General features: G+C 60.2%; 17 protein-coding genes. 15 read left to right on the top strand and 2 right to left on the bottom strand.

What is annotated here, in order from left to right; all coding sequences use genetic code 11:
- The first annotated feature begins 2 nt into the window (after positions 1–2).
- From mltG to araH, 14 genes are all read left to right on the top strand, one after another.
- A complete protein-coding gene (gene mltG, locus AC06G5_RS22775) occupies positions 3–1235 on the top strand; it encodes an endolytic transglycosylase MltG (RefSeq protein WP_413422662.1) in 1233 nt (410 codons plus the stop codon).
- A gap of 19 nt (positions 1236–1254) precedes the next feature.
- Positions 1255–1887, top strand: a complete 633-nt coding sequence (gene tmk / locus AC06G5_RS22770; protein ID WP_480458345.1) for a dTMP kinase — start codon at positions 1255–1257, stop codon at positions 1885–1887.
- On the top strand, positions 1880–2866 hold the full coding sequence (locus AC06G5_RS22765) for a DNA polymerase III subunit delta' (protein WP_480458344.1): 987 nt from the start codon (positions 1880–1882) through the stop codon (positions 2864–2866). The genes tmk and AC06G5_RS22765 overlap by 8 nt, the downstream gene beginning before the upstream one ends.
- Positions 2867–2938: 72 nt before the next feature.
- Complete coding sequence (locus AC06G5_RS22760) at positions 2939–3724, top strand: TatD family hydrolase (RefSeq protein ID WP_480458342.1); 786 nt, start codon at positions 2939–2941, stop codon at positions 3722–3724.
- A 341-nt stretch (positions 3725–4065) separates the two neighbouring features.
- Complete coding sequence (locus AC06G5_RS22755; protein ID WP_034149949.1) at positions 4066–4704, top strand: TetR/AcrR family transcriptional regulator; 639 nt, start codon at positions 4066–4068, stop codon at positions 4702–4704.
- Between the two features lie 137 nt (positions 4705–4841).
- A complete protein-coding gene (locus AC06G5_RS22750) occupies positions 4842–5810 on the top strand; it encodes a GTP 3',8-cyclase MoaA (RefSeq protein ID WP_413422671.1) in 969 nt (322 codons plus the stop codon).
- A gap of 150 nt (positions 5811–5960) precedes the next feature.
- Entirely contained in the window at positions 5961–6569 is a 609-nt protein-coding gene (locus AC06G5_RS22745) for a DUF4823 domain-containing protein (RefSeq protein WP_413422673.1), read from the top strand.
- 16 nt (positions 6570–6585) lie between these two features.
- Positions 6586–7146, top strand: a complete 561-nt coding sequence (locus AC06G5_RS22740; protein WP_413704199.1) for a DUF1285 domain-containing protein — start codon at positions 6586–6588, stop codon at positions 7144–7146.
- A gap of 222 nt (positions 7147–7368) precedes the next feature.
- Entirely contained in the window at positions 7369–8085 is a 717-nt protein-coding gene (locus AC06G5_RS22735) for a FadR/GntR family transcriptional regulator (RefSeq protein ID WP_413422677.1), read from the top strand.
- A gap of 128 nt (positions 8086–8213) precedes the next feature.
- The gene (locus AC06G5_RS22730) at positions 8214–9089 is read left to right on the top strand and encodes an SMP-30/gluconolactonase/LRE family protein (RefSeq protein WP_480458341.1); all 876 of its coding nucleotides are present in this window, start codon (positions 8214–8216) and stop codon (positions 9087–9089) included.
- A 273-nt stretch (positions 9090–9362) separates the two neighbouring features.
- Positions 9363–10181, top strand: coding sequence for an SDR family oxidoreductase (locus AC06G5_RS22725; RefSeq protein WP_413422681.1), 819 nt, complete (start codon positions 9363–9365; stop codon positions 10179–10181).
- A 129-nt stretch (positions 10182–10310) separates the two neighbouring features.
- Positions 10311–11315 (top strand): substrate-binding domain-containing protein, encoded by a 1005-nt coding sequence (locus tag AC06G5_RS22720; protein ID WP_480458340.1) that lies wholly within the window; start codon positions 10311–10313, stop codon positions 11313–11315.
- 65 nt (positions 11316–11380) lie between these two features.
- Positions 11381–12919, top strand: coding sequence for an L-arabinose ABC transporter ATP-binding protein AraG (gene araG / locus AC06G5_RS22715; RefSeq protein WP_480458339.1), 1539 nt, complete (start codon positions 11381–11383; stop codon positions 12917–12919).
- Positions 12920–12931: 12 nt separating this feature from the next.
- Positions 12932–13900 (top strand): L-arabinose ABC transporter permease AraH, encoded by a 969-nt coding sequence (gene araH, locus AC06G5_RS22710; RefSeq protein WP_413422687.1) that lies wholly within the window; start codon positions 12932–12934, stop codon positions 13898–13900.
- Between the two features lie 142 nt (positions 13901–14042).
- On the opposite strand, the gene AC06G5_RS22705 is transcribed toward araH, so the two are convergent.
- Together AC06G5_RS22705 and AC06G5_RS22700 are read right to left on the bottom strand one after the other, a co-directional pair.
- Positions 14043–14372: a hypothetical protein gene (locus AC06G5_RS22705; protein WP_413422689.1), complete on the bottom strand. Its 330-nt coding sequence runs from the start codon at positions 14370–14372 to the stop codon at positions 14043–14045.
- Positions 14373–14453: 81 nt separating this feature from the next.
- Positions 14454–15659: an MFS transporter gene (locus AC06G5_RS22700; RefSeq protein WP_413704203.1), complete on the bottom strand. Its 1206-nt coding sequence runs from the start codon at positions 15657–15659 to the stop codon at positions 14454–14456.
- 293 nt (positions 15660–15952) lie between these two features.
- On the opposite strand from AC06G5_RS22700, the gene AC06G5_RS22695 reads away from it, so the two are divergent.
- Entirely contained in the window at positions 15953–16435 is a 483-nt protein-coding gene (locus AC06G5_RS22695) for an N-acetyltransferase family protein (RefSeq protein WP_480458338.1), read from the top strand.
- Positions 16436–16492 lie beyond the last annotated feature (57 nt).

Raw genomic sequence — 16492 nt, 5'->3', positions numbered from 1 at the left:
ACGTGAGACGTAAATTCTTGCTGCTGCTGGAAACCGGACTGGTTCTGGCAGGGCTGCTGTTGGGTGCTTCAGCCTGGAAAATTCATTCGGCGCTGGTACAGCCGCTGAACATTGCCCAGGAACAATTGCTGAATGTGCCCAAGGGCACCACACCGACTCGCACCTTCTACCGACTCGAAGCCAATGGCGTCATCAAGGACGCATTCTGGCTACGCGTGTATTGGCGCTTCAATCTCGCCAAACAACCCCTGCACAGCGGCGAATATCGCATGCAACCGGGCATGACCGTCGAAGGCCTGATCGACCTGTGGAAACGCGGGGAAATGGTTCAGTACAGCCTGACCCTGGTCGAAGGCTGGAATTTCCGTCAGGTCCGCGCAGCGCTGGCCAAGGAAGAGAAGCTCGATCACAGCCTCAATGGTTTGAGCGATAGCCAGGTCATGGACAAGCTCGGTCACACCGGGATTTTTCCGGAAGGGCGCTTCTTCCCTGACACCTATCGTTACGTGCGCGGCATGTCCGACATCGAGCTGCTGAAAACCGCTTACGACCGCCTCGACGAAGTGCTCGCCAAGGAATGGGAGCAGCGCGCCGCGGATGCGCCGTACACCGAACCCTATCAAGCGCTGATCATGGCCTCGCTGGTCGAGAAGGAAACCGGCGTACCGCAGGAGCGTGGGCAGATTGCCGGTGTGTTTGTCCGGCGCATGGCGATAGGCATGCTGCTGCAGACCGACCCGACGGTGATCTACGGCCTCGGCGACCGCTACAGCGGCAAGCTGACCCGGGCTCACCTCAAGGAAGCGACGCCCTATAACACCTATATGAATGCGGGCCTGCCACCGACGCCGATTTCGATGGTCGGTCGCGAAGCCATCCATGCGGCACTGAATCCGGTGGAGGGCAACAGCCTTTACTTTGTGGCGCGCGGTGACGGCACTCACGTGTTCTCCGATGACCTGGATGCCCACAACAATGCAGTGAAGGAGTTCCAGCTCAAGCGTCGCGCCGATTACCGCTCCAGCCCGGCGCCCGTTTCCGTGTCAGAGACACCGCCAAACCAGGCTGAACAAGCCGGAACGCAGGAGGCGCAGGCTTCGCAAGAGCAGGTGCCGATCCCGGCGGCTTCACCGAACACGGCCCCCGAGGCGCTGCCGCAGGTGCCGTCGCAAGATCCTGCGCCGGCCCCTGAAACGCCGGTCCTCGATGCCAGCGCACCGAAAAGCCCGCAATGACTCTGACTAAGGACTGCCTGTGACTGGCTTGTTTATTACTCTGGAAGGCCCGGAAGGCGCCGGCAAGAGCACCAATCGCGAATACCTGGCCGAGCGCTTGCGCGCTGCCGGCATCGAGGTGGTGCTGACCCGCGAGCCGGGCGGCACGCCATTGGCCGAGCGCATCCGTGATGTTCTGTTGGCCCCCGTCGCCGAAGTCATGAACCCGGATACGGAACTGCTGTTGGTGTTCGCCGCGCGTGCCCAGCACCTGGCTGAAGTGATTCGCCCGGCGCTGGCCCGCGGTGCCGTGGTCTTGTGTGATCGTTTTACCGATTCGACATACGCCTACCAGGGCGGTGGTCGCGGCTTGTCGCTGGAGCGCATTGCGACCCTGGAAACCTTCGTTCAAGGCGATCTGCGCCCGGACCTCACGCTGATTTTCGATCTGCCAGTCGAGGTGGGATTGGCCCGCGCCAGTGCTCGCGGTCGCCTGGATCGCTTCGAGCTCGAAGGCCGGGCCTTTTTCGATGCCGTGCGCAATGCCTTCCTCAAGCGGGCCGAGGCGGATCCGGCGCGTTATGTGCTGGTCGATGCTGCCCAACCTTTGGCACAGGTTCAGCAATCGCTGGATGCCTTGTTGCCGCGCCTGCTGGAGTTGAGCCGTGGCTGAGGCCTATCCGTGGCAGGAAACCCTTTGGCAGCACCTGGCGGGTCGCGCCCAGCATGCGCACGCCTACCTGCTGCATGGCCCGGCCGGGATCGGCAAGCGGGCACTGGCCGAGCGCCTGATGGCCAGCCTGCTGTGCCAGCGCCCGATCGCGCTGGACGCCTGCGGCGAATGTAAATCCTGCCTGTTGCTCAAGGCTGGCAGCCACCCGGATAACTACATCCTGGAGCCGGAAGAAGCCGACAAGGCGATCAAGGTCGATCAGGTTCGCGATCTGGTCAGTTTCGTGGTGCAGACTGCGCAGTTGGGCGGTCGCAAAGTGGTGCTGATCGAGCCGGTCGAGTCGATGAACATCAACGCCGCCAATGCCTTGCTCAAGAGCCTTGAAGAACCGTCCGGCGATACGGTTCTGTTGCTGGTCAGTCATCAGCCGAGCCGTTTGTTGCCAACCATCAAGAGTCGTTGCGTTCAGCAGGCCTGTCCGCTGCCGGGCGAGGCCATGAGCTTGAAGTGGCTGGCTCAGGCGTTGCCGGAGTGTTCCGAAGAAGAGCGCGTCGAACTGCTGACGCTGGCCGCCGGTTCGCCACTGGCGGCGGTCAACCTTCAGGCCCAGGGCGTGCGTGAACAGCGCACGCAAGTGGTCGAAGGGGTGAAGAAACTCCTCAAGCAACAGCAGTCGCCAACGCAACTGGCAGAGGAATGGAAAAACATTCCGATGCTGCGCCTGTTCGACTGGTTCTGCGATTGGTCGAACCTGATCCTGCGCTATCAGTTGACCCAGGACGAAGCCGGCCTCGGCCTGGCCGACATGCGCAAAGTCGTGCAATACCTGGCGCAGAAAAGCGCCCAGGGCAAAGTCCTCGATATTCAGGACTGGATCCTCGCTCAGCGCCAGAAAGTCTTGAGCAAGGCCAACCTCAATCCAGCCCTGCTGCTGGAGGCATTGCTGGTGCAATGGGCGTCGTTGCCTGCCCAAAGATGACTGCCTGCGCCTAGACTCTGATTATCAGAACACCCGACCGTCCCACCCATTCGATGTAAGTTGCAGCCCTTTATGCTCGTAGATTCCCATTGTCACCTTGATCGTCTCGACCTGGCCGCCCACGACGGCTCCCTGGATGCTGCCCTGGAGGCTGCCCGGCAACGCGGGGTGGGGCACTTTCTGTGTATCGGTGTCAGCGCGGACAACGCGGCCGACGTCAAGGCCCTGGCCGAACGTTATGACGACGTCGACTGCTCGGTGGGCGTGCACCCTCTGGATGTGCAGCCGGGCGCCGCGCCAGCGCTGGACTGGCTGTTGCAGGAGCTCAATCACCCGCGTGTGGTCGCCATCGGCGAAACCGGCCTCGATTACCATTACGAGCCGGAAGCGGCGCAGTTGCAGCAGGAATCCTTTCGCCTGCACCTGCAGGCGGCGCAGCAGACCGGCAAACCGGTGATCATCCATACCCGCGGGGCCCGCACCGATACCCTGGACTTGCTGCGTGAGGCGGCGCTGTCCCAGGCGGGCGTATTGCACTGCTTTACCGAAGACTGGGAAATGGCGAAGGCCGCGCTGGACATGGGCTATTACATTTCCCTGTCCGGAATTGTCACTTTCCGCAATGCCGATGCGTTGCGCGATGTGGCCAGCAAGGTGCCGGCCGACCGACTGCTGGTGGAAACCGACTCGCCATACCTGGCGCCGATTCCCTATCGGGGCAAGCCAAACCTGCCGCAGTACGTGCGTGAAGTAGCGGAATTCCTGGCAATGTTGCGCGGTGAATCCTACGAGCGGTTTGCCGAGCAGACCACGGCCAATTTCAAGCGGCTGTTCCCGCTGGCACACGTAAAAGGTTAAATCGCAGGCAAAAAAAACCCGGGTTCTGGGGGGTGAATCCGGGTTAAGACCATTAGGAGTAAAACAATGGCACGCGGTCCGTTGGTACCAATATCAGCGTGACACTTGGGGGAGATGCCCCGCCGACATTTCAAGTATTGATCAGGATTGCGCCTAGTCCAGTTTGGTGGCACGGGTTTTTAAACAAATTTGGAATACGTGCGCTTCGGAAGCGTTCTCATCAGGCTGCAAACGTGCGCGGAATGACCAGAAAGCACAGATATGGTCGGATGATCCGTGCATTTTTGCGCAAGTTAGGCATAATACGCGGCTTCGAATTTTGACCCGACAGACCTTTTCTTATGCATAAAGAACCTCGTAAGGTCCGTGAGTTTCGTCGCCGCGAGCAGGAAATTCTCGATACCGCGCTCAAGCTGTTCCTCGAACAAGGTGAAGACAGTGTCACCGTCGAGATGATTGCTGATGCCGTCGGTATCGGCAAAGGCACGATCTACAAGCACTTCAAATCCAAGGCGGAAATCTATCTGCGCCTGATGCTCGACTACGAGCGCGATTTGAACGAATTGCTGCATTCGGCCGATGTCGACAAGGACAAGGAAGCCCTGTCCCGTGCGTACTTCGAATTCCGCATGCGCGATCCTCAACGCTATCGCCTGTTCGACCGCCTCGAAGAGAAAGTGGTCAAGGGCAACCAGGTACCGGAGATGATCGAGGAGCTGCACAAGATCCGTGCCTCGAACTTCGAACGCCTGACCTTGCTGATCAAGGGCCGGATCAGCGAAGGCAAGCTTGAAGACGTGCCACCGTACTTCCATTACTGCGCGTCCTGGGCGCTGGTGCACGGTGCCGTCGCGCTGTATCACTCGCCGTTCTGGAGCAACGTGCTGGAAGACCAGGAAGGTTTCTTCCAGTTCCTCATGGACATCGGCGTGCGCATGGGCAACAAGCGCAAGCGCGACACCGACACTCCGAGCAGCTGAGCCATTCAGTTGCCTTATTGCGCCATGATTTCGCTACTTGGCGCGGTACCGCAGGAATATACTCAGGTAGAGGACTTGCTAAAACTTGATTTCTGAGTCAAGTTTTAGCGGCCCGATATTCTTCCGCCGGAGTGACCATGATCGTTGACCGTCAAGGCAGGCGTTTTCGCAACTTGCGAATCAGTCTGACCTCTGCCTGCAATTACGCCTGCACCTACTGCGTGCCCAACGGCAAGCGGCTGGTGGCTGCGCAGGATGAATTGTCGGCCGAAGCCATGGCGCGCGGTGTGGCTTACCTGATTGAAGCGGCGGGGATCGAGCGTCTGCGCATTACCGGCGGCGAGCCGCTGGTCAGCCCGAAACTCGAAGCGTTCATGACGGCGGTCGGGAAGATGGGCCTGGAAGACATCAGCCTGACCACCAATGGTCAGTTGCTGGCGAAGAAACTGCCGCTGCTGGTGGACGCCGGCATTCGGCGCCTCAACGTCTCCCTCGATACCCTCGACGCCAGTGCGTTCCGCGGCATTGCCAGGGGCGGCGACTTGGCCACCGTGCTCAACGGCATGAGCGAGGCCAGTGCGGCCGGCATGAAGATCAAGGTCAACATGGTACCGCTGCGCGGGCAGAACCTCGATCAAGTGATGCCGTTGCTCGACTACTGTCTGGAGCGCGGTTATGAATTGCGCTTCATCGAACTGATGCGCATGGGCCACCTGGCCAACGATTCCAATGCTTTTCTGCAACAGTTCGTCAGCCTCCAGCAACTGCTGAGCCTGATCGGCGAGCGCTACGAATATCTGCAGGCCGATGCCCCGATCGATGCGACGGCCGTTCGCTATGAAATTCCCGGCCAGGGTCATTTCGGCGTGATCGCCAACGAAAGCGTGCCTTTCTGCCGCACCTGCTCGCGACTTCGTCTGTCCTCCACCGGGTGGCTGCATGGCTGCCTGTCGTCGAGCAATCGCCATTACATCGGCGACCTGCTGGACAAGCCCCGTCACCAGGCGCTGCCGGCCTTGCAACGCCTTCTGGTGAAAGCCTTGGGCGACAAGCAGGAAGTGGCGTTCTCTGGTGGCGCGACTGTCATGAAAATCATCGGCGGTTGAACCGGCCTCATCGCGGGCAAGCCACGCTCCGTGTAGGAGCGAGCTTGCTCGCGATGGCTATAGATAAGCCAACAATGCTCATGAGCTGGCGCAAAAGCTGCATCCTACGGCCATTCGCCGGTTTTCCGACACTGGCCTCTGGAGGATAGGATGCGTAGCCTGGTTTTGCTGCTGGCCGTTTTGGCACTTGGTGGCTGCATGAACGTCAGCGATATGGCCGAAGGGACTCGTTACCATATGAGCGATGCGGGGTTGCTCGATCACAGCGACAGCCGTCGCGTAAACAACCTGCGCATTCAGCCGGACTCGTTCGTCTATATCGCCCAAGGCGCTTTCATGCCGCCGGGCAGCGCCCTTTACCCACGGCCCAACGTGATTGCCGAAGTCGCATTCGATGGCTTCGTCGAATACTTCCCGATGGTCCGCCGTGCCCGTACACCGGAGGGCCTCGACCAGGCCATGGGCGAAGCCCGTGCCGCCGGTGCGCACTACCTGCTCTACACCCGATTTGCCAAGTCTGACGACCGTATCGGCAACTCTGACGAGTGGCTGGATCAGGAAGCCCTGGACCGCCTCGGCATCGACAGCGGTATGATTCAGATCATGTTGATCGAGACCAGCACCCAGTATTTGATTGATACTGCAACCATCAAGAGTCGTGGCGGTTTACTGACGTTCCACGATAAAAAACCCGAAGACCTGATGGGCCCGCCGCTGGAACAATATGCGCGCAGCCTGCTGGGGATCAGCGACCAGTAATGCCAAGGAGAACGCCATGAGTGGCCCGCAAAAAGCCAACGACCTGCTGGGGCAAATCCCCAAGACCCAAGGCTTGCCGCCGGTGCACCTGTGGAATCCCGATTTCTGCGGCGACATCGATATGCGCATTGCCCGCGACGGCACCTGGTATTACCTGGGCACGCCGATCGGGCGCAAGCCGATGGTCAAGCTGTTCTCCACCATCATCCGCCGCGATGGCGATGATTATTTCCTGATCACTCCGGTGGAAAAGGTCGGCATCAAGGTCGACGATGCGCCGTTCGTGGCGATTGCGGTGGATGTGGAAGGCGAAGGCGAGGCTCAGGTGTTGCGCTTTACCACCAATGTCGATGAAACCACCGAGGCAGGTAGCGAGCACCCGATGCGGGTGGTCATCGACCCGGTAACGCAGGAGCCAGCTCCTTACGTACATGTGCGCAGCAATCTTGAAGCATTGATTCACCGCAATGTGTTCTATCAACTCGTGGAGCTGGCGGTGAGTCGCGAAATCGACGGCCAGCGCTGGCTCGGCGTCTGGAGTGGCGGCGAGTTTTTCCCCATTGGTCTCGAGCCCTGACGCATAACCCTGTGGGAGCGGCGGTGCGACGATTCGACTTGCTCGCGAAAGCGCCGGGTCAGCCGACATCTTTGTCGGATGTGACTCCGTCTTCGCGAGCAAGTCGAATCGTCGCACCGCCGCTCCCACATTAGGCTTATGAGTTTCTCCAAAGAATCAAATTGACATCCAATCGTATGATGATTAGCGTGGGCTTCCATTGCGAACGGCTTTGAGGTGTCCATGTCCAGCAGTTTTCATGCATCGACGGTTGACTGGTTGGGATGCTGGCTCGCCACGGGGCAGGTCAAGCCGGGTGAGTCGCTCAAGGTCGAAGCCGACCTCGGCGAACAACTTGGCGTGAGCCGCACGGTGATCCGCGAAGCGATCAAGACCCTGGTTGCCAAAGGCATGCTCGAGGTCGGTCCGAAAGTAGGCACGCGGGTGTTGCCGGTGCGGCGCTGGAACCTCTTCGATCCACAGGTCGTCGGCTGGTTGTCGCGCAGCGGCTTGCCGGAAAACTTCGTCGACGATCTGCTCGACCTGCGTCGCACCATCGAACCGATGGCCGTGCGCTGGGCTTGCGAGCGCGCAACGGGCGAGCAAGTGGACGCTATCCTGATGGCCTGCAACGCGCTGGAACGGGCGGTGGACAGCGGCATTGACTACAACCGCGCCGACCAGTTCTTTCACGAGTGCATCCTCGCTGCCAGCCACAATCAATTCATAGAACAGATGGTTCCCGCCCTCGGCGCCTTACTGGCAGTGGCCTTTGAAGTGTCCGCCGCCGACCCGGATGAACTGCGTCGTACCTTGCCGATTCACCGGGACCTGGCCGAGGCAATCGCGGCCCGTGACACCGCCCGGGGTGTCTGGGCCTGCATGACCCTGATCGATAACGCCGCCCTGGCGATCAAGCGTTACTACCCGCAAGTCATGGCTGATAGAAAAGCCAGCTGAGAACGAAGAGCTGCTGTAGGAGCGAGCTTGCTCGCGAAGGTGTATCAGCTAGCACGAGGTCGACTGACACACCATCGCCAGCAAGCTGGCTCCTACATCATAAAAACAAGAACACTGCAGGAGGTTTCATGACGTTCACGGCGGTTACCGGGCATCGGGCAAAACTGGGCGAGGGCCCGTTCTGGGATGCGCCGACCCAGGCCCTGTATTGGGTGGATATTGCCGGTAAACAGGCGTTGCGGCTGATCGGCGCCAATGTGCAGATCTGGCAGATGCCGGAGCATGTATCGGCGTTCATCCCCTGCGTCAGCGGCGACGCCCTGGTGACACTGAACAGTGGCGTGTATCGGCTGGACCTGGACTCACCCGGGCTGGACCCGCGCCTGACATTGTTCTGTGTGGCCGATCCGCAACCGGGCAACCGCCCCAACGAAGCCCGCTGCGATGCCCAGGGCCGGCTCTGGCTCGGCACCATGCAAAACAACATCGACGAGCGGGGCGCAGACTTGCCCATCGAACGGCGCTCCGGCGGGCTGTTCCGCATTGATCGGGACGCTTGGGTCATGCCGCTGCTCCGAGGGCTGGGCATCCCCAATACGCTGTTGTGGAGCGATGACGGCACCAGCGTTTATTTCGGCGACAGCCTCGATGGCACCTTGTATCGACATTTCATCCGTACCGACGGAGCCCTCGATGCGCCGCAGGCCTGGTTTGGCCCACATGGGCGCGGCGGCCCGGACGGTTCGGCGATGGATGCCGAAGGTTTTATCTGGAATGCCCGTTGGGACGGTAGCTGCCTGCTCAGGTTGAGTCCTGACGGCAAAGTCGATCGGATCATCGAGCTGCCGATCAGTCGTCCCACCAGTTGCGTGTTCGGCGGTGCGGACCTGAAAACCCTGTACATCACCAGCGCGGCAAGTCCGCTGGGCCATCCGTTGGATGGGGCCGTATTGTCGATACCAGTGGATGTGCCTGGAAAGTATTGCACGCGTTTTGCTGGATAAATCCCATAATATGGGATGTAAATATATATATTGAGATTTTAAGCGGGCCGGGTTTATAGTCGGCCTCACCAGTGACATGCACTCACACTTAAAAAAACAAAACAGGTGAAGTGATGCAGCGAAGTTCCCTCGCACTCCCTTGTGGAGACAAGGCCTCGGACCGTTTTCAAGCTGAAACGGTTTCGCACCCACCTGTTTCTTACTCAGCGCCTTTTTACCGGACATCGACAGATGCCCGGTTTTCGTCGTGTTTTCGAACAGGAGTCCTGATCCATGGCTGAACCGTTGTCATTGCCACCGGTACCCGAACCACCGAAGGGCGAACGCCTGAAAAACAAGGTCGTATTGCTGACCGGTGCCGCCCAGGGCATTGGCGAAGCGATTGTGGCGACCTTTGCATCCCAGCAAGCCAGGCTGATCATCAGCGACATTCAGGCCGAGAAAGTCGAGAAGGTCGCGGCATACTGGCGCGGTCAAGGCGCCGATGTGGTGGCGATCAAGGCCGACGTGTCGCGCCAGCAGGATCTGCAGGCCATGGCCAGGCTGGCAATCGACCTGCACGGCCGGATCGATGTGCTGGTCAACTGCGCCGGGGTCAACGTGTTCCGTGATCCGCTGGAAATGACCGAGGAAGACTGGCGCCGCTGCTTTGCCATTGACCTGGATGGTGCGTGGTACGGCTGCAAGGCGGTGTTGCCGCAGATGATCGAGCAGGGTATCGGCAGCATCATCAACATTGCCTCCACCCATTCCTCCCACATCATTCCGGGCTGCTTCCCGTACCCGGTGGCCAAGCATGGCCTGCTCGGCCTGACCCGCGCGCTGGGCATCGAATATGCGTCCAGGGGCATCCGCGTGAATGCCATCGCACCGGGCTACATCGAAACCCAGATCAACATCGATTACTGGAACGGTTTCGCCGACCCCCATGCCGAACGCCAGCGCGCGTTTGACCTGCATCCGCCACGCCGGATCGGGCAGCCGATTGAAGTGGCAATGACTGCCGTGTTCCTGGCCAGTGATGAAGCGCCCTTCATCAACGCCTCATGCATCACCATCGATGGTGGGCGCTCGGTGATGTACCACGACTGAGTGATCGGTTACGTGGGCGCCTTACTGCGTCCAAAATGCAATCATCATATGATATGACTATTGGTGGTGCGGTTTTACCGCCCATTGGCTTACAAAGAACGCTCAAGAACAATAACAAGGAGTCTGCTTATGAATCGTCGTCATGCTATCCGTTCCCTGTGCTGTGCCGCTTTGGCGGTCTCGGCGGTCAGCCTGAGCAGCACGCTGCTGGCGGCCGAGGAAGTGAAAATCGGTTTCCTGGTCAAGCAAGCGGAGGAGCCCTGGTTCCAGACCGAATGGGCATTTGCCGAAAAGGCCGGGAAAGAGAAGGGTTTCACCCTGATCAAGATCGCCGTGCCGGACGGTGAGAAAACCCTGTCTGCAATCGACAGTCTTGCGGCCAATGGCGCCAAGGGGTTCGTGATCTGTCCGCCAGACGTGTCCCTCGGCCCGGCGATCATGGCCAAGGCCAAGCTCAACGGGTTGAAAGTGATCGCCGTCGATGACCGTTTCGTCGATGCCAGCGGCAAGTTCATGGAAGACGTGCCGTACCTCGGTATGGCTGCGTTCGAAGTCGGCCAGAAGCAGGGCAGTGCCATGGCCACTGAGGCGAAGAAGCGCGGCTGGGACTGGAAAGACACCTATGCGGTGATCAACACCTACAACGAACTCGATACCGGCAAGAAGCGCACCGACGGTTCGGTGAAAGCCCTGCAAGATGCCGGCATGCCGAAAGACCACATCCTGTTCGCGGCCCTGAAAACCCTCGATGTGCCGGGTAGCATGGACGCCACCAACTCGGCCCTGGTGAAACTGCCGGGTGCGGCGAAGAACCTGATCATCGGCGGCATGAACGACAACACCGTGCTCGGCGGCGTGCGTGCCACCGAGAGCGCAGGCTTCGCTGCGGCCAACGTGATCGGCATTGGCATCAACGGTACTGACGCCATCGGCGAGCTGAAGAAACCCCACAGCGGCTTCTATGGCTCGATGCTGCCGAGCCCGCACATCGAGGGCTACAACACCGCAAGCATGATGTACGAGTGGGTCACCACCGGCACTGAACCGGCGAAATTCACCGCCATGGACGATGTGACACTGATCACCCGCGACAACTTCAAGCAGGAACTGGAAAAGATCGGCCTGTGGAACTGACGGCTGTTTGATTTCAGTGGCGGCCTCGGCGACGGGGCTGCCTGATCGGTGTGAAGAGGTGGGTTATGCACGCGCAAACAAATACACGACAAAACAGCGGCAGCTTGCGCTTCAACGGGATCGGCAAGACCTTTCCCGGGGTCAAGGCGCTGGACAACATCAGCTTCGTCGCCCATCCGGGGCAGGTTCATGCCTTGATGGGCGAGAACGGCGCCGGCAAGTCGACGCTGCTGAAAATCCTCGGCGGGGCCTACATTCCCAGCAGCGGTGCCTTGCAGATCGGCGAGCGGACGATGGACTTCAAGTCCACCGCCGACAGCATCGGCAGTGGCGTCGCGGTGATCCATCAGGAGCTGCATCTGGTGCCGGAAATGAGCGTGGCGGAGAACCTGTTTCTCGGGCATCTGCCAGCCAGTTTCGGCCTGATCAATCGCGTTACCCTGCGCCAAAAGGCACTGGCCTGTCTCAAAGGCCTGGCCGATGAAATCGACCCGCAGGAGAAAGTCGGGCGCCTGTCCCTCGGCCAGCGACAGCTGGTGGAAATTGCCAAGGCGTTGTCCCGTGGCGCCCATGTGATTGCCTTCGACGAACCCACCAGCAGCCTTTCGGCACGGGAGATCGAGCGCTTGATGGCGATCATCGGCCGGCTGCGGGATGAGGGCAAAGTGGTGCTCTATGTCTCTCATCGCATGGAAGAGGTGTTCCGCATCTGTGATGCAGTGACGGTGTTCAAGGACGGGCGGTACGTGCGCACGTTCGACGACATGAGCCAGTTGACCCACGATCAATTGGTCACCTGCATGGTCGGGCGCGACATCCAGGACATCTACGATTACCGCCCCCGCCAACGCGGCGCCGTGGCGCTCAAGGTCGACGGTTTGCTCGGGCCCGGGTTACGCGAGCCGGTGAGTTTCGAGGTGCACAAAGGCGAAATCCTCGGCCTGTTCGGCCTGGTTGGCGCCGGTCGCACCGAGCTGCTGCGCCTGCTCAGCGGCCTGGCGCGCAACAGCGCCGGACGCCTGGAGCTGCGAGGCCATGAACTGCAACTGCATTCACCCCGGGACGCCATTGCCGCCGGAATCCTGTTGTGCCCCGAGGACCGCAAGAAGGAGGGCATCCTGCCGCTGGCCAGCGTCGCCGAGAACATCAACATCAGCGCACGCGGCGCCCATTCCACCTTCGGCTGCCTGTTGCGCGGCTTGTGGGAAAAGGACAACGCCGACCGGCAGATCAAGGCGCTCAAGGTGAAAACGCCACACGCCGGGCAGCAGATCAAGTTTCTTTCCGGCGGTAATCAGCAGAAGGCCATTCTCGGCCGCTGGCTGTCGATGCCGATGAAGGTGCTGCTGCTTGACGAACCCACCCGCGGCATCGACATCGGTGCCAAGGCCGAGATCTACCAGATCATCCATAACCTGGCGAAAGAGGGGATCGCGGTGATCGTGGTGTCCAGTGACTTGATGGAAGTCATGGGCATTTCCGACCGCATCCTGGTGCTCTGTGAAGGCGCGCTGCGTGGCGAACTGAGCCGCGACCAGGCCAACGAATCCAACCTGCTGCAACTGGCTTTGCCGCGCCAACGCGCCGACGGCGTGGCGAACTGAGAGGTGACTATGATGACAACCCAAAACAATACCCTGCCGACCACGCGCAGACCGCTGGACCTGCGGCGCTTCCTCGATGACTGGGTGATGCTGCTGGCAGCCGTCGGCATCTTTGTCGCCTGCACCTTGCTGATCGACAACTTCCTTTCACCGCTTAACATGCGTGGCCTGGGCCTGGCGATTTCCACCACCGGCATTGCTGCCTGCACGATGTTGTATTGCCTGGCGTCCGGGCATTTCGACTTGTCGGTGGGCTCGGTGATCGCCTGTGCCGGAGTGGTCGCGGCGGTGGTGATGCGCGACACCAACAGCGTGTTTCTCGGTGTCTGCGCGGCGCTGGTGATGGGGCTGATCGTCGGGCTGATCAACGGCATTGTCATTGCCAAACTACGGGTCAACGCGTTGATCACCACGTTGGCGACCATGCAGATCGTGCGTGGCCTGGCCTACATCTTTGCCAATGGCAAAGCGGTGGGTGTGTCCCAGGAATCGTTTTTCGTCTTCGGTAACGGCCAGTTGTTCGGCGTGCCGGTGCCGATCCTGATCACCATTGTCTGCTTCCTGTTTTTCGGCTGGCTGCTGAACTACACCACCTACGGGCGCAACACCATGGCGATTGGCGGCAACCAGGAAGCGGCGCTGCTGGCCGGGGTGAATGTCGACCGGACCAAGATCATCATCTTCGCCGTGCATGGCGTGATCGGCGCGTTGGCCGGGGTCATCCTGGCGTCGCGCATGACCTCGGGGCAGCCGATGATCGGCCAGGGTTTCGAACTGACCGTAATCTCGGCCTGCGTGCTGGGCGGGGTGTCGTTGAGTGGCGGGATCGGGATGATCCGGCACGTGATTGCCGGGGTGTTGATCCTGGCGATCATCGAGAATGCGATGAACCTGAAGAACATCGATACGTTTTATCAGTATGTGATTCGGGGTTCGATCTTGCTGCTGGCCGTCGTGATTGACCGTTTGAAACAGCGCTGACACTCATTACACCTGTGGGAGCGGCGGTGCGGCGATCTGACTTGCTCGCGAAGGCGTTGGCACATCCGGCATCAATGTGTCAGAACCACCGCTTTCGCGAGCAAGCCCGCTCCCACAGGGTTCTGTGGTTCCAAACCGGATGTTATTGGCTGTCGCTGTCGTCATCAACCGAGTCACCGCTAGTGGTCGAGCCAAGTCCGCCACTGCTGGGTGTTTTGCTGCCTGGCAAACTCGTACCACCCTGACGTCCTGCATCATTGCCTTGAACCCGTGGATCTGTGCCGGTAGACGGTGGCAGTTTGTGGTCGATCGTGGTGCCATCGGTGTTCATGCCGGGGGCACTCTGGATGGCAGGCGCCCTGGGTTTTTCCACCGGATTGGTCGGGCCGGTGCTGGAACCGAGGGCCGCGGCGAAAGTGGCAGTAGACAAAAGGGCCACGAGAACGAGGGCGATCAACCTGGACAGGATCATGGTGTTGTCTCCAACGATTAGAGTCCTTACCTGATTAGTCCACACTCGATCTGAATGGGTGCATTATCAGCGACGAACGGCTCAGGCTTGCTCCAGTGCCCTGACCGCCGTGGCTCTTCGCCAGATCAATCGGCCCACGGTGATCATCCAGTTGAGCGAAGCGACTGCCAACACCGTGAGCAACAGCGTGGCCATGCCTTGCTCGACGATGATCTTCCCGGCCAGCAAGGGAAAGCCGAACACGCCGATGAAGTACGACAGGCTGAACAGCAGCAAGGATTGCGCGGTGGTGCCGTTCGGCGCTTCATTGGCGGCCAGGCCGTTGATCACCGAGTAGGTCAGGCCGTAGCCGATCCCGAGCATCACCGCCGCGAGCACGTAGCTGAAGCTGCTGTCGACGACAAAACCGAACATCACGATCGATGCCAGCATCAGCCCCGACAGCAGGCACGATGCACGCAATGGATCGCGCTTGACCACGAACCCGGCAACCAGCATGCGACTACTGATCGCCGCACTCATGAAGCCGAGGAAGAACAGCGAATAGTCAAGCGAGCGCGCTGCGGCATAACTGGTTTGAAAGCTCGACAGACCGCCAAACACACAGCCGCCGAGACCGACCATGATGATCGGGAAAACGGCCCTTGACGACAACACTTGACCCGCTGCACGCCAGGAAATCCGCGACACGCTGCTCGATTGCGCGGGCGCCGGTTGCAGTTGTCGGCCCAGGTGCCAGAACAGCAGGACTCCGATCAGGCTGGCCAGCGCCGCCAGATAAAACGCCGCGGTCACCGGATAGCCCAGCACAGTCGCCGCGCGGCCGAGCAACGGGCCGCTGCCAATCCCGGTCATCATGCTGCCCGACAGCAAAGCGAAGTACCTGGCGCGCTGTGCGGGTGTCACAAGGCCCGCCACGATGATCGGGCCGAGTGTGTAGAACACACCCCAGCCCAGGCCCAGCAGCAATCCGAAAAACAACAGCAGATGGCCAAAGCCCGGAGTCAGGGCGAAGCCCAGGCTGGCCGCTACCAGCAATACACCGAACAGTGCCACCGATCGGGCGGCACCGAGCAAGTCGGACAAATGACCGGAAACAATCACCGCCGCAAAGGTGCTGAGCATCGCCGCCGAAATTACACTTCCGGCGTCGTGTTCGTTGCCGCCACGAGAACCAATCAGCAACGACAGCAAGAACGTCGAGCCGTAGGACAACGACAACAGGTAGCTGGCGAGGCAAAACAGGCCGAACAACTTGCTTGAGACAGGAGGTGTTGCGGTAGACATGACGCGGTTCCTTGGCCGGATAAATGAGCGGCGCGTCTATCTAACCACGCAGTGCCCGAATGTCAGGTCCGAGTTTATCGATTCCAGGGTTAGTGCCGGCCGGAGTAAACCCCCTTTGTAGGAGCGAGCTTGCTCGCGAAAAACACAAGGACACCGCATTTATTCAGGCCGCACACGTAATCGTTGACGACCATCGCGAGCGAACTCGCTCCTACAGGTGTTGGGACAGTTCCCTCGCCACAAATACCGCGCCGACTTAGTATGGCGTTTTCCATTTTTGACAAGGCACGTCCATGACGATCGAAATCCGCCCGGCGACCCCCAGTGACGCACCGCAAATCCTCGCGTTCATCACTGAACTGGCCGACTACGAACGTGCCCGCCATGAAGTCATCGCCAGCGTTGCCGACATCGAGCGCAGTCTGTTCAGCGAAGGTGCCACCGCCCATGGCCTGATCTGCCTGCGCGACGGTGCGCCCATCGGTTTCGCGGTGTTCTTCTTCAGCTATTCCACCTGGCTTGGCAGCAATTGCCTGTACCTCGAAGACCTCTACATCACCCCGCAACAGCGCGGCGGCGGTGCGGGCAAGACCCTGCTGCGGCATCTGGCGAAAATCGCCTGCGCCAACGACTGCGGCCGTTTCGAGTGGAGCGTGCTGGAGTGGAATACCCCGGCCATCGAATTCTACAAATCCCTGGGGGCGCAGCCGCAGGAGGAGTGGGTTCGGTATCGGATGGACGGGGCAGTGCTGCGGGAATTCGCAGTGGGTAACTGATCGCTTTTAAAAGATCGCAGTCTTGGGCAGCGCCTGCGGGTGCTGTCGAAGGCTGCG

It is taken from the genome of Pseudomonas sp. WT-JTC (assembly GCF_056711565.1).
Note: the sequence above shows the minus strand (reverse complement) of the source record. Positions and strands in the feature narration are given on the sequence as shown.

What these genes read in the sequence shown, in the direction of transcription:
- AC06G5_RS22720 (WP_480458340.1), top strand. Translation starts at nt 10,311, where the DNA reads ATGAATCGTCGTCATGCTATCCGTTCCCTGTGCTGTGCCGCTTTGGCG.
- AC06G5_RS22760 (WP_480458342.1), top strand. Translation starts at nt 2,939, where the DNA reads ATGCTCGTAGATTCCCATTGTCACCTTGATCGTCTCGACCTGGCCGCC.
- AC06G5_RS22725 (WP_413422681.1), top strand. Translation starts at nt 9,363, where the DNA reads ATGGCTGAACCGTTGTCATTGCCACCGGTACCCGAACCACCGAAGGGC.
- AC06G5_RS22705 (WP_413422689.1), bottom strand. Translation starts at nt 14,372, where the DNA reads ATGATCCTGTCCAGGTTGATCGCCCTCGTTCTCGTGGCCCTTTTGTCT.
- araH (WP_413422687.1), top strand. Translation starts at nt 12,932, where the DNA reads ATGACAACCCAAAACAATACCCTGCCGACCACGCGCAGACCGCTGGAC.
- AC06G5_RS22735 (WP_413422677.1), top strand. Translation starts at nt 7,369, where the DNA reads ATGTCCAGCAGTTTTCATGCATCGACGGTTGACTGGTTGGGATGCTGG.
- AC06G5_RS22755 (WP_034149949.1), top strand. Translation starts at nt 4,066, where the DNA reads ATGCATAAAGAACCTCGTAAGGTCCGTGAGTTTCGTCGCCGCGAGCAG.
- AC06G5_RS22700 (WP_413704203.1), bottom strand. Translation starts at nt 15,659, where the DNA reads ATGTCTACCGCAACACCTCCTGTCTCAAGCAAGTTGTTCGGCCTGTTT.
- AC06G5_RS22750 (WP_413422671.1), top strand. Translation starts at nt 4,842, where the DNA reads ATGATCGTTGACCGTCAAGGCAGGCGTTTTCGCAACTTGCGAATCAGT.
- AC06G5_RS22745 (WP_413422673.1), top strand. Translation starts at nt 5,961, where the DNA reads ATGCGTAGCCTGGTTTTGCTGCTGGCCGTTTTGGCACTTGGTGGCTGC.
- AC06G5_RS22695 (WP_480458338.1), top strand. Translation starts at nt 15,953, where the DNA reads ATGACGATCGAAATCCGCCCGGCGACCCCCAGTGACGCACCGCAAATC.
- araG (WP_480458339.1), top strand. Translation starts at nt 11,381, where the DNA reads ATGCACGCGCAAACAAATACACGACAAAACAGCGGCAGCTTGCGCTTC.
- AC06G5_RS22730 (WP_480458341.1), top strand. Translation starts at nt 8,214, where the DNA reads ATGACGTTCACGGCGGTTACCGGGCATCGGGCAAAACTGGGCGAGGGC.
- AC06G5_RS22740 (WP_413704199.1), top strand. Translation starts at nt 6,586, where the DNA reads ATGAGTGGCCCGCAAAAAGCCAACGACCTGCTGGGGCAAATCCCCAAG.